9 protein-coding genes are annotated in these 12,616 nt (G+C 67.6%); 5 read left to right on the top strand and 4 right to left on the bottom strand.

Annotated features, from left to right (window positions below; translation table 11 throughout):
• Window positions 1-344, bottom strand: a 344-nt coding sequence (locus BUF17_RS04500; protein WP_244530750.1) for a sugar phosphate nucleotidyltransferase, incomplete at its 3' end; no start/stop codon positions are given.
• Window positions 345-725: 381 nt separating this feature from the next.
• Window positions 726-1,451, bottom strand: coding sequence for a transcriptional repressor LexA (gene lexA, locus BUF17_RS04495; protein ID WP_073625912.1), 726 nt, complete (start codon window positions 1,449-1,451; stop codon window positions 726-728).
• 535 nt (window positions 1,452-1,986) lie between these two features.
• On the opposite strand from lexA, the gene BUF17_RS04490 reads away from it, so the two are divergent.
• Genes BUF17_RS04490 through BUF17_RS04480 form a run of 3 tightly spaced genes read left to right on the top strand, consistent with a single transcriptional unit; the run spans window position 1,987 to window position 5,322 of the window.
• A complete protein-coding gene (locus BUF17_RS04490) occupies window positions 1,987-4,122 on the top strand; it encodes an FUSC family protein (RefSeq protein WP_073625911.1) in 2,136 nt (711 codons plus the stop codon).
• Window positions 4,123-4,132: 10 nt separating this feature from the next.
• Complete coding sequence (locus BUF17_RS23175; RefSeq protein WP_084563916.1) at window positions 4,133-4,438, top strand: DUF1656 domain-containing protein; 306 nt, start codon at window positions 4,133-4,135, stop codon at window positions 4,436-4,438.
• Entirely contained in the window at window positions 4,429-5,322 is an 894-nt protein-coding gene (locus tag BUF17_RS04480) for an efflux RND transporter periplasmic adaptor subunit (protein WP_073625910.1), read from the top strand. The genes BUF17_RS23175 and BUF17_RS04480 overlap by 10 nt, the downstream gene beginning before the upstream one ends.
• Window positions 5,323-5,509: 187 nt before the next feature.
• Here BUF17_RS04480 and BUF17_RS04475 read toward each other — a convergent pair whose 3' ends face one another.
• Window positions 5,510-8,338: a ribonuclease E/G gene (locus BUF17_RS04475; RefSeq protein WP_073625909.1), complete on the bottom strand. Its 2,829-nt coding sequence runs from the start codon at window positions 8,336-8,338 to the stop codon at window positions 5,510-5,512.
• A 1,459-nt stretch (window positions 8,339-9,797) separates the two neighbouring features.
• Between BUF17_RS04475 and BUF17_RS04470 the strand changes: the two genes are divergently transcribed.
• A complete protein-coding gene (locus tag BUF17_RS04470) occupies window positions 9,798-10,340 on the top strand; it encodes a single-stranded DNA-binding protein (RefSeq protein WP_073626093.1) in 543 nt (180 codons plus the stop codon).
• Window positions 10,341-10,455: 115 nt separating this feature from the next.
• Entirely contained in the window at window positions 10,456-10,854 is a 399-nt protein-coding gene (locus tag BUF17_RS04465; protein WP_073625908.1) for a DUF2306 domain-containing protein, read from the top strand.
• Window positions 10,855-11,013: 159 nt separating this feature from the next.
• On the opposite strand, the gene BUF17_RS04460 is transcribed toward BUF17_RS04465, so the two are convergent.
• On the bottom strand, window positions 11,014-12,597 hold the full coding sequence (locus BUF17_RS04460; RefSeq protein WP_244530749.1) for an APC family permease: 1,584 nt from the start codon (window positions 12,595-12,597) through the stop codon (window positions 11,014-11,016).
• Window positions 12,598-12,616 lie beyond the last annotated feature (19 nt).

Genomic DNA, 12,616 nt, shown 5'->3' with positions numbered 1-12,616 from the left:
GCGCGTTCCATCAGGGCGGCGATTGTGGCGGCGGCGGCGGTGTTGCGGCCGACGGGCTCCAGCACGACGGCGGCGGGCTCGACGCCCATCTCGCGCAGCTGCTCGGCGATGACGAAGCGGTGCTCGGCGTTGGTGATGATGACGGGGCTGCGATAGAGCGCGGGATCGGCGCAGCGGCGCACGGTTTCCTGGATGAGGGTGCGCTCGCTCGTCAGCGGCAGGAGCTGCTTCGGATAGGCCTCCCGCGACAGCGGCCACAGCCGCGTTCCCGTGCCGCCCGACAGCACCACCGGCGTCACGGACCCGGCCGCATCATCCGAAAGCCGCTTTCCCTCTCCAGACATCACAGCATTCCCTTCCGACAGACCCGAAGGCGTCGGCTCAAGGCGACGCCACTTCAAGAGCGCCGCGGACCATAAACCGGCCCGGCCGATCACGGAAGCGCCGAAGGCGGACCCGGCGATGACGCGGCAGGCCAAGGCCGCCCGCCGGCGCCGCCGCAGAGATCCCGGGCGCACGTCTCCCAAGCAGCCGGCCCGTCTCAGAGAGCCGGCGCTTGAGAGTCCCGGATCGAAGATCCAGGGGCATTGGTCCCCGCGCGGCGACGCCATGCTCAGATCCTGGCTGCAGACCCCTGCCGCCGATCCCAAGCCACAGATCTCACACCTCTTATTCCGGGGCGCCAATCCCGGTCGGCGTGCCAATGCGCGCAGGAGAACGCGACGTCAGTACCGGCGCAGCAGGGCGACGAGCTTGCCCTGAACGCGCACGCGGTCCGGCCCGAAGATCCGGGTCTCGTAGGCGGGGTTCGCCGCTTCGAGCGCGATGGAGGCACCCTTGCGGCGCAGCCGCTTCAGCGTGGCCTCCTCGCCGTCGACCAGCGCGACCACGATGTCGCCGGTGTCCGCGCTGTCCGAACGGCGGATGACGACGGTATCGCCGTCGAGGATGCCGGCCTCGATCATCGAGTCGCCACGCACTTCGAGTGCGAAATGCTCGCCCGGCGGCAGCATCTCGGACGGCAGCGTGATGCTGTGGCTTTGGGTCTGGATCGCGGCGATCGGCACGCCGGCAGCGATGCGGCCCATGACCGGTACGTCCAGCATGTTGACCGCGCGCTCCGGCTGCGCCCGTGTCGTGACGGGCGGAGGCGCGGGCTCGGGCGTCCGATCCCGCGCACCGGAGATGACGCTCGGCGAGAAGCCGCGCGGCCGGGCGGCCGGGCTTTGCGAGACCGAATCGGGTAGGCGCACCACCTCGAGCGCGCGGGCCCTGTTCGGCAGGCGGCGCACGAAGCCGCGTTCCTCGAGAGCCGTGATCAGCCGGTGAATGCCGGACTTCGAGCGCAGGTCGAGGGCCTCCTTCATCTCCTCGAAGGAAGGGGGAACGCCGCTTTCCTTGAGCCGCTCATGGATGAACATCAACAGCTCATATTGCTTGCGCGTGAGCATCTGCCCCTCTCGGCATGAGATCAGAACGAACGGCGGCACGTCGCGCGCGGAGATATGGACGACTGTCTTCCCCGCGCGCAGCCTTTGATCCGGAGCGGGGACGATTCAAGTCCGAGTCAAGATCGAAGGGTGTACAAATCAGGAACGAACGTTATTCGTTCCAGTTGTGTTCCGCAACGGTTAATTTCCGGTGTTCTTCAAGACGTTGTGGCTCGTGACACGCGTGAGCGGGACGTTTCGGCCGCGGTCGCCCTCATTCGCGCGAGTAGACTGATTTCAAAGAGGAATTTTAGATCGGGCGACGAGACGACGCGGCGCACGGCACAGGCTGTCAGTCGGGCTTCGGTTCGGCGGGTTGCCGAAACGTGGGTTTTCCAAGCGCACACGTCCCGCCATCCCGCCGTGGCTTTGAGACGCCCTGCGCAGGAAAATTCCGCCCCCACTTCCGGTCGCGCTGGCTTATCCTCCTCGTTCGTGCGGCGAAGGTTCACGCGCATTCGGGCTGCGATCGGCCAACAAGGGGGAAGGTGCTTCGATGGCTACGGCGGGGGTAATCCGCGGCCTGTGGCCGGATGCGCTCTCGATCGATATTGGCTGGCGGAACGTCGTTTACGCATTGCGGACAGCAGTGGCGGGGCTGGTCGCCCTCGCCATCGCTTACTGGCTCGGCCTGCAGGATCCGCAGTGGTCGATCCTCACCGTCTATCTCCTTGCCCAGCCGACCGCCGGCGCATCGATCGCAAAGGGTTTCTATCGGATCGCCGGCACGATCGCCGGGGCGATCGCCGGCCTCGTCGCCGTCGCGCTTTATGCGGAGGCTCCCGTCGCACTCGTCGGGTGTCTGGCCGTGTGGTACTTCGCCACGACATATGCGGCCACCAGAGCCCGCTACTTCGCGGCTTACGGCGTTCTCCTTGCCGGCTTCACTGCGCTTCTCGTCGGTTTCGAGGGCGCAGCCGCGCCAACGACCGCGTGGACCATCGCGCTCGATCGCTCGACCGAGATCATTCTCGGCATCCTGTGTTCGACAGCGGCGAGCGTGCTGGTCATGCCGCGCTATGCGAGCGACGTGCTGCGTGCCGCGCTCTATGCCAACGTCTCCGGGCTGGCTGCATTCGGCGTCGCCGCGCTGCAGCCGGGCACGCCGTTCGACACCCTGATGCGGATGCGGCGGCGGATGGTGGCGGATGTCGTCAAGTTCGATGCGCTGCGATCTTACACCGCGTTCGAGGGGCCGGACCGGCGCGTCGACGATGAGACGCTCCATCGGGCGCTCTCCGAGTTTCTCGCCGTGCTGGCCGTGGTGCGCGGTCTCTATGTCCGGCTGGAAGATATCCGCGGCGCACAGGACGAGGCGATCAACGACCGGCTGGAACCGGCGCTCCGCGATGTCCAGCGAGTGCTGCGGACGCTGTCAGACGACCTGCCGCGGTTCAGCGGCGCGAGGGAGGTCCGCCAGCGACTGCGCGACGCCCATCGAGATGTCGCGCAGGCCGCCGCGGATCTCGAAGGGCATGCCGGAACGTGTCCCCTTGAGCCGCTGGCGAATGCGCTCCTGATCCTGCGGCGTACTGGCGAGATGGTCCATGGGCTCGCCATGGTGATGACGGCGGAGGCGGCGAGCATGCGCGCGGCGGCACATCCCAAGCGCGGGCCTGCGCGCTCCAAGCCACGCGCGCCCGTCGACGACCGCGAGGCGATCCTGCAGGGACTGCGGGCGAGCCTCGGGCTCGTCGCGGTTGCCCTGTTCTGGAGCGCGACAACCTGGACCGCCGGATTCTCGGCGCTCGAGGGCTTCGGGATCATGATCTTCTTCGCGATCAACCAGGACGATCCCGCGCGGATCGGCCTGCCATACACCCTGTTCGTGGCCTGCGGGCTCGTCATGGCCTATGCCTACATGGTGCTGGTGCTGCCGTCCCTCGAAGGCTTCCTTTCGCTTTCGCTGGCACTGATGATCGTGCTCGTTCCGGCCGGGCTCGTCATGGGGACGCCGCGATACGCCTTTCCCGGCGCCGGGTTCACGTCGTTCTTCGTCGCCTACATGGGCAGCGGCAACGTCTACCGACCCGAACCCGGTGTGTTCGCGAACTCCGCCCTGGGGCTGCTGTTCGGCTTCGGCATCGGCCTGGTGTTCTTCAATCTCGTGCCGGTGACGTCGCGGCCCGCGCGGCGCAGGGCACTTGCTGCCGGCATGCGCCGCCTCGCCGCCGTGGCGGGTGGACGGGCGGCTCCGCGCAGGGCGCACCGCGAGGCGCTCGAAGACCTCGCCGCGTTGCTGCCTCGCCTCGATCTGGACCGGCCGGGCGACGAGACGTTTCTGCGCGGTTCGCTCGGCGTGGCCTCGTCCTGCCTTGAACTCGGCCTGCTGCGCCGCTTCATGAGCGATCCGGCGATGCCGCCGGATGGCCGGAGGGCGATCGATGCGTGCCTCAACAGCCTCGCCGCGGCGTTCGCCATGCTGGCGGACGCTCCCGCCGACGCCGATGCGGTCGTCTCGCGGGCCGAGGCCGCGGTCGCCGAAATGCGTGCGCGGCTGGCAGAGGTCGCCTTGGAACCGGCGTCCGATATGGCGGCGAGCGTCCTGCGCGCAGCCTCCTCGCTGCGCTTCATCGCCGACCGCTTCGGCTTCGACCGCCCCTATCTGCTGCGCGCATTTCCGAAGGATTGAGAGCAGACCCATGCCTCTCGCCGCAACGTCACCGCCCATCGCACCTTCGGCCGCCCTGCCGGTCGAGGTTCCACCATCAGTCTCCTGGTCCTGGCTGGAGCCGGGCAATTTCGGCAACATCGACCTGTTCGGCTTCTATCTCGCGCCGATGATGCTCTGGCTGGTGCTGGCGCTCGTGCCCTTCGGTCTCGCGCGACTAGTGCTGAAGCGGACCGGGTTCTATCGCTTCGTGTGGCATTCCACACTGTTCGATACCGCGCTTTACGTGCTTGCTCTGGGCGTGACAACGCTGGCGGGAGGTGTGCGATGGCTGTGACGAGCCGGGGCATTCGTATGGTCGTGACGCTCGTCGTGGTCGCGGCGGCCGTCCTCGTCGGCTGGCGGCTCTGGGCGTTCTACACGCTGGCGCCATGGACACGCGACGCCCGCGTGCTTGCGAACGTCGTGGAGATCGCCCCGGACGTCTCCGGCCTGATCGACGCGATCAACGTGAAGGACAATCAGGAGATAAGGAAGGGCGACGTGCTGTTCGTCATCGACCGGCAACGCTTCCAGGTGGCGGTTCAGCAGGCCCAGGCCGCCGTAGCTCAGCGTCGGCAGGCCCTGACGCTCGCCCAGGACGACGCCGACCGCGACTCCCGCCTGCGTGCGTCCGATACCTCCGCGATCTCGGTCGAGAATGTCGAGAAGTCGACGACCAGGGCCGCGGAGGCGGGCGCCGATCTGGCGGCGGCCGAGGCGACGCTCGCGAGCGCCGAGATCGACCTGACGCGGGCGGAGGTACGTTCGCCGGTCGACGGCTATGTCACGAACCTCACGGCGACGGTCGGGGACTACGCGCGCGTGGGCAACGGCGTGCTCGCGGTCGTCGACCGGCATTCATTCTATGTCTACGCCTACTTCATGGAAACGAAGCTTCCCTTTATCCGCGTCGGCGATGCCGCGACCGTGACGCTCATGGCCGGCGACGCGCAGATCGAAGGAAAGGTTGAGGGGATCAGCCGTGCCATCGGCGATGCCAATGCCACGGCGGGACTTCTGGCGAGGGTCGATCCGGAGTTCGAGTGGATCCGGCTGGCGCAGCGCATTCCGGTGCGCATCCGCCTGGGCGAGGTACCGGAGGGCGTCCCACTGATTTCCGGCCTGTCCGCGACCGTCGTGGTGCATCCGGGCGGTACAGGTCCGCAAGTGGCGGAGTGAAGCAAGCGGCGGAGTGAAGCGACCGCGAGGCGGGATCGAGCACGCCTGAAAGCGAAACTGCCCCCCGGATCGGGCGATCCGGGGGACAGTTTCATGCGCATCCACGTCTAGCGCGGTGTCCCTCAGTCGGGGCATCGCTGCGGACCGTCTTCGGAGCCCGGCGGGTTCCTGGGGCGGCCAGTGGCGCTCAGAAGAACGAGCGCCGCTGCCACCAGCCGGAGCGCTTCGGCCGGTCGTCGACCTCCGGTTCGGCGGCGGGTGCCTCGGGAGCCGGCTCCGGCGCCTCGGAACCGCTATCCCCGGCGTGGTGCTGCTCGGGCGCGTCGTTCCAGGATGCGGCCTCTTCGCTCGCGGTGGAGGTGTCCTCGGCCGCCGCAGGTGCTGCGGGCTCGGGTTCGGCAGGCGCGGACTCATGCGACGCTTCGGCTGAAGGCGACTCGGTCGCCAGTTCCGCGGTCTCCGGCTCCGCGGTCTGCGCCGCTACGACCTCGTGACCTTCTTCGGCCGGCGCCGCAGCGACGGTCTCGGGAGTGGCATCGTGCACGGCCTCCGGTGCGACGGCCTCGGCCGGCGTCTCGTCGGCAGCCGGGGAGGTGGCCAGGGCCGGTTCCTCGCCGCCCTGCACGGTCGCGGCGTTCGTCTCGGCAGCGTCGGTCTCTTCGGTCGTCTCGCGACGGCGGCGTCCGCCGCGACGACCGCGACGACGACGCGCGGCCGCGGCATCCTCTTCCGAGACCTCGGCAGACTGAGCTTCGGCTTCGGCGTCCGGGGAAGCGGCACCGGAAGGCTGACCTTCCGAAGCCTCGCCTTCCGACGACACGGTCTCCGCCGACATCGTCTCCGATGGGACGGCGATGTCCGGCGATGCCGGTGCCTCATCGGCATCCGTGTCTTCGGCTGTCACCGTCCCGGTTTCGATCCCGATGGCGGCCGTCTCGACGGCTTCGCCTGCGATCCCGGCCGGAGCGTGCTCGTCGCCCTCGTCGTCGCCGTCGTCTTCACCCTGCTCGACTTCACCCGAGGCGTTGGCCTCGCGGGCGCCGTTCTCGCCGCCACGACGGCGGCGGCGACGGCGGCGGCGCTTACGATTGCCTTCGCCGTTCTCGGAACCGGCCTGCTGGGGCGACGGCTGCTCCGGCGCCTCTTCGGCGACGTCTTCCGCCTCCTCCGGCTCCTCCTCGATCAGGGCATCCGGATCGACCGAATCGACGTGAACCACCGACGAGAGGCCGGGCGGGGGCGGCAGGTTCGGGTCGCGAACCGCGAGCTCGCCCTTTTCGACGGCGTGATGGTGCGTGCCGAGGCCCTCGTCAGCCGAGATGCTGATCTGGACACCGAAACGGGCTTCGATGTCGGCAAGGTGGCGGCGCTTCTGGTTGAGGATGTAAAGCGCGACGGCCGTGCGGGTGCGGACGTTGAGATTGTGCGCGGCGCTCTTCAGAAGCGCTTCCTCGATGGTGCGCAGCACATGGAGCGCGACCGATTCCGTGGAGCGCACGACGCCGGTGCCGAAGCAGTGCGGGCACACCTGGGTGGAGCTTTCCACCACGCCGGTGCGGATGCGCTGGCGCGACATCTCCATCAGGCCGAAATGCGAGATACGGCCGACCTGGATGCGGGCGCGATCGGACTTCAGCGCCTCCTTCAACCGGCGTTCGACTGCGCGGTTGTTCTTGTTCTCCTCCATGTCGATGAAGTCGATGACGATCAGGCCCGCGAGGTCGCGCAGACGCAGCTGGCGCGCGACTTCGTCCGCCGCCTCCAGATTGGTCTGGACGGCGGTGTCCTCGATGTTGTGCTCGCGGGTGGAGCGTCCCGAGTTCACGTCGATGGAGACGAGCGCCTCGGTCTGGTTGATGACGATGTAGCCGCCCGACTTCAGTGTCACCTGGGGCGAGAACATCGCATCGAGCTGCGCCTCGACGCCGAAGCGCGTGAACAGCGGCGAGGGGTCCTTGTAGGCCTTCACGTTCTTCGCATGGCTCGGCATGAGCATGCGCATGAAGTCCTTGGCCTCGCGATAGCCCTCGTCGCCGCCGACCAGGACCTCGTCGATGTCCTTGTTGTAGAGGTCGCGGATCGAGCGCTTGATCAGGCTGCCTTCCTCATAGACGAGGGCAGGGGCGGAGGAGCGCAGCGTCAGGTCGCGCACGTTCTCCCACAGCCGCAGCAGATACTCGAAGTCGCGCTTGACCTCGACCTTGGTACGGCTGGCGCCTGCGGTGCGCAGGATCACGCCCATCCCCTCCGGCACCTCTAGATCGCTCGCGATCTTCTTCAGGCGCTTGCGGTCCTGGGCGGAGGTGATCTTGCGCGAGATGCCGCCGCCGCGGGCGGTGTTCGGCATCAGCACGGAATAGCGGCCGGCGAGCGACAGATAGGTGGTCAGCGCCGCACCCTTGTTGCCGCGCTCCTCCTTCACGACCTGAACCAGCAACACCTGGCGGCGCTTGATGACTTCCTGAATCTTGTAGGTGCGGCGGTTGCGCTGCGGGCGGCGCTCCGGCACCTCCTCCAGCGCATCCTCGGCGCCGACGGACTCGACGATCTCTTCCTGTTCGCGAACCTCGCGAATCTCGCCATGGCCGCCGTCCTCGCCGTTGTCGTCCTCGGCATGGACGTCGGACGACACGGCGTCACCAGCGGCTTCAGAGGCGGCGACCTTCTGGGCTTCGGCCTTCGCAGCCTTGGCGGCGGCGCGTTCGGCGGCGCGCTCGTCCTCGGCTTCATCCTCGGCCTCGGCGTCGATCAGCGCCTGACGGTCGGCAAAGGGGATCTGGTAATAGTCGGGATGGATTTCGTTGAAGGCGAGAAAGCCGTGCCGGTTGCCGCCGTAATCGACGAAGGCTGCCTGCAGCGACGGCTCGACGCGGGTTACCTTGGCGAGATAGATGTTGCCGCGAAGCGGCTTCCGGCTTGCGGACTCGAAATCGAATTCCTCGACGCGATTACCGCGGACGACGACCACCCTCGTCTCTTCCGAGTGGGTGGCATCGATAAGCATCTTGTTGGCCATTGAAGAACATCTCCACGGCAGCGACGTGCCATCGCCGGCGAGAAACGCCGTGACGAGGCCCGGTCGGACATGCCGTCATAGGGGGTATGGAAAGAAGGAAAGAGGTCGGTATCGGAAAAAGCCTGGGCCGGGTGAGGCCGGGTCGTGCGCGTCGGAGCCAGGGTCACGGCGACGCCCGTCACGGCGGCACTGTCTGCCGTCGCGATATGCGGGGTGCGGAACCAGGCGAACCGGATCATCGAAATGCGCGCTCGAACCCTTTTTCGGCCCGTGAGGACCGGAAAATCGAAAGCCCGCGAAACGACGCAATGCCGCCTCTGCAGGCATGAACCGCGCCGGCCTGCGAAAAACCGCCTGCGGCACTGTCTGGCAATCGCACCGGATATCCGGCGGCCACATGTGAACGGCCCGGCGAAGGACACGAAGGTGGAACCCGCCGCCCGGAGGCCGCGCCGCCTGCAAGAGGCTGGTCCGTCCAACGCAGGCGCGGCACCCGACCTTTGATGTCCGAGCCGGCCGATCGGAAAGCCGCCGTGTCCACACGGATCTTCCGGACATCGGGATTTGTCTGCGATCCCCAGCGGCGTCGAAACGTAAGGCCGACACGCGCGGGCAGGATCAGGCAGAAGCCCTCGTCGCTGTGATCCGGTGCGATGGTGCTGCCGACGATGAATCGAGATACACCGGGACAGACGAGACTTATTTACGGGTGCGCACCTCTCTTGGCAAGAGTTCCGAGGCAGTGGCGCCGGCGTGACGGCACCCGGATACCAGTTTTCTGCCATGGGTTTGGCCGCGGATCCGCCTTCGCGCGCGACCTCGAACCCGCGACTGTGCCGGCGGGGCCGGATCAAAGGCGGCTATCGATCCGCGGTTCAGGCGCGCCAGGGCGTTCCATGCCGACTTCGGCGGCCACCGCCTTGCGGACGCAGCACAGCAGGTCGCTGGATCAGCGTACGAGACTGGCTTGTGACATCCGCTTGCGAGAACAAAAAAAGAACATATACTCTTGAAGCATCGTCGCGACGTGACCGTCCGATGGCCTTGCGAGCCCGCGCGCGGCGGGCGCTGTGGAAAAGACCGCCTTGCCCGGCGGTTTTCCACGGGGCGAGGGCCGTGCCTTTGGGGCCGGGGTGGTGTAGGAGTGTCGTTAACGAAACGTTAGCCGCGTCGGTGCCCGTTGTGAGCGCCGGTTGTGCTGGCGTCCGTCGGCTTTGCCGGCAACAGTTCGCCGGACCGACAGGTGTTCGCCTGAGCGGACCGCAAAAAAAGCCGTCGCGCCGCTGGCCGGGCCGGATACCTCGCCGGCGCGGCCGGTCACGATGGTCTCCGGCGACCGGTCCCACGCTTCGGCTTGGCCGTCGGCTGTGCGGTTGGTGCCGTCGGAATGCGGAATGTCTGAAATCATGCGGGTGCGGCGGGATCGATGGCCGCGTCCCTGCGAATCTGGAGGCTGATGATGGCCGGCAGCGTCAACAAGGTGATCCTCGTGGGCAATCTCGGAGCGGACCCCGAGGTGCGGCGCACCCAGGACGGGCGGCCGGTGGCACGGCTCAGGATCGCGACCTCGGAGAGCTGGCGGGACCGCAACAGCGGCGAGCGGCGCGAGAAGACCGAATGGCACACGGTCGTCATCTTCAATGAGGGCCTGTGCAAGGTCGCCGAGCAGTTCCTGCGCAAGGGCTCCAAGGTCTATCTCGAAGGCCAGCTTCAGACCCGCGAGTGGGAAGACCAGTCCGGTGCGAAGCGCTATTCGACCGAGGTCGTGCTGCAGGGCTTCAACTCGCAGCTGACCATGCTCGACGGGCGGGGCGAAGGCGGCGGTGCCATGGAACGCTCCGGCGAGCGTTCCGGCGGGGGCGATTTCGGCCGCTCTTCGCCCATGGAGCGCGGCGGCTTCGACCGCGAGACGCCGGCCCGCGGCGAAGGCGGCAGCCGTGGTGGCAGTGGCGGCGGCGGACAGTCGTTCTCCCGCGAACTCGACGACGAGATTCCGTTCTGATCGCCGTTGCGCGAATCTGTTCGTCCTGAGGTGGCGCGGCCTGGAGCGGAAGGAAGGCCTGACCCGCAGGCGTGTTCCGAACTGCGCCGGGGATCTCTGGCAGAGGAGGCGTCTTTTGAGCCTCGAGCCGCTTCTGAATGCCTCGTTGGCGATCCGCATCCATGCCTTCACGGCGTTCCTGGCGTTAGGTGTCGGGATCGTGCAGCTCTCGGCGCCGAAGGGCACCATTCCCCACCGGCTGGTCGGCTGGGGCTGGGCGGCGCTGATGATGGCCGTCGCGATATCCTCGTTCTGGATCCACGAATTGCGGATGATCGGGCCGTGGAGCCCGATCCATCTGCTGTCGCTCTGGGTGCTGATCGCGGTGCCGCTCGCCGCTTATTTTGCCCGTATCCACGCGGTCGAGCGCCATCGGCGCTTCATGCGTCACCTGTTCATGTGGGCGCTGGTGCTGGCCGGGCTGTTCACGTTCTATCCCGGACGGATCATGCACCAGGTGGTGTTCGGGTCTTAGATCGCTTCCCGTGCGGATGGACGGACATGACCGGCGCGGAAGCGCGGCCGGCCGGTCAGGATGGTCCGGACATCTGCCGTTCAGGTGGCCGTCGGGCCGGATCGCGAACGGGGGCGCATCACAGGCGATCCGCCAGGGGCTGGGACGCGACGCGGTGGTTCAAGGCCCGGTCTGCCGGCTGGTTGCCAGCGCCCCGCTGTCCTCGGCGAGATAGCCCTCATAGGTTTCGCGGCTGACGGGGCGCCGTGCGGCTGCGAACAGGATCGCGATCGAGAACGCCACCAGCAGGATGGTATCGAGGCCGCGCGGCAGGATGCCGACCCCGCCATAGGCGCTGCAATAGGAGGCGATGCCGAGCCCCGCGCAATAGGGCAGGAGCCACCAGGCCTGTGCCAGGTCGAGATCGTGAAGCCCGTGCTTCAGGCCGCGGCCGAGGAAAAGGACGAGGCCGACGAGAAGGCAAAGGCCGAGCCGCCAAACCGTGTCCCAGCCGCCCCAGTAGATGACGAGCGTCGCGACCGCGAAGGCAGCCGTCGCGACGATGGTTCCGGCCGGCACCCGGAAGGGCCGCGGGCGGTCGGGATCGATGCGGCGCAGGCCCAGCAGCACGACGGGTCCGACCGCGAACGACAGGGTGACGGCCGCGCCGCAGATCTGCAGCAGTTCCTCGAACGGGATGAACAGGAACATCAGCGTCGAGACGACGAGGTTGAGAAGCAGCGCCGCACTCGGGACGCCGCGGTCGGACAGGGTTGCGATGCGGCGCGGAAAGAAGCCGTTCTCGCCCAGCGCATAGGACAGGCGCGCATTGGAGCCGACGGAGACGAGCGCGCCGCCGAACGGCCCCACCACCGCGCCGAGATTGATGAGCCGCGCGACCCAGAGGAGCCCGAGCCCGGATGCGACCGCGCCGATGGCGCCGAACGTGCCGGTGACGTTGAGCTTGTCCCAGCCGTTGGCGATGTCCGCGGGGTTGAGCGCGCCGATGAAGGCGAGTTGCAGCCCGCCATAGACCAGAAAGCAGATGACGACCGACAGGAGCAGCGCGACCGGCACGGTGAAGCCGGGATTGCGGGTTTCGCCGGCGAGATCGATGGTGTGGCGGAAGCCGATATAGGACACGATCACGCCGCCGCTCGAGACGGCGCTGAACACGCCCTGCATGCCGTGGGGCGCGAAGCCGCCGGCGGCGGTGAAATTGGACGGCTCGAAGCTGGTGATGATCAGCATCACGATGACGACGACCGGAATGACCAGCTTGATCCAGGTCAGTCCCGAATTGATGCGGGCGAACAGCTTGACGCCGTAATAGTTGATGAGCGTGAACAGGCCGACCATCGCGATGGCGATCGTGAGGCCGAAGCCGGAAAGGCTGTCCGATCCGGCCTGCTGGAGCGCCGGAAAGTGCGGCCCGAGATAGCGCAGGGTCGCCTCGACCTCGAGCGGCGCCGTCGTGCTGTAGCCGACCCAGGCGCTCCACCCCATCACCATCGCCACCGTCTTGCCATGGCTGAACTGCGGCAGCCGGCCGAGCCCGCCCGCGACCGGCAGCATGGCCGAAACCTCGGCGAAGGTGAGCGCGAGAAGGAACATGGCCGCGCCGCCGACCACCCAGGCGAGGATCGCCGCCGGCCCGGCGAGCTGCACCGCCTGGAGCGGTGCGAACAGCCATCCCGAGCCGATCACGCCGCTCACGCCGATGAAGGTCAGGCCGAGAAGCCCGATCTCGCGCTGCATTTTCATCGCTGACTGTCCCAATCGC

The organism is Pseudoxanthobacter soli DSM 19599, assembly GCF_900148505.1.
Lineage (GTDB): Bacteria > Pseudomonadota > Alphaproteobacteria > Rhizobiales > Segnochrobactraceae > Pseudoxanthobacter > Pseudoxanthobacter soli.
Note: the sequence above shows the minus strand (reverse complement) of the source record. Positions and strands in the feature narration are given on the sequence as shown.

Excerpts from the sequence above, each read along its gene's own strand:
- lexA (WP_073625912.1), bottom strand. The coding sequence starts at position 1,451 with ATGCTCACGCGCAAGCAATATGAGCTGTTGATGTTCATCCATGAGCGG.
- BUF17_RS04490 (WP_073625911.1), top strand. The coding sequence starts at position 1,987 with ATGGCTACGGCGGGGGTAATCCGCGGCCTGTGGCCGGATGCGCTCTCG.
- BUF17_RS23175 (WP_084563916.1), top strand. The coding sequence starts at position 4,133 with ATGCCTCTCGCCGCAACGTCACCGCCCATCGCACCTTCGGCCGCCCTG.
- BUF17_RS04480 (WP_073625910.1), top strand. The coding sequence starts at position 4,429 with ATGGCTGTGACGAGCCGGGGCATTCGTATGGTCGTGACGCTCGTCGTG.
- BUF17_RS04475 (WP_073625909.1), bottom strand. The coding sequence starts at position 8,338 with ATGGCCAACAAGATGCTTATCGATGCCACCCACTCGGAAGAGACGAGG.
- BUF17_RS04470 (WP_073626093.1), top strand. The coding sequence starts at position 9,798 with ATGGCCGGCAGCGTCAACAAGGTGATCCTCGTGGGCAATCTCGGAGCG.
- BUF17_RS04460 (WP_244530749.1), bottom strand. The coding sequence starts at position 12,597 with ATGAAAATGCAGCGCGAGATCGGGCTTCTCGGCCTGACCTTCATCGGC.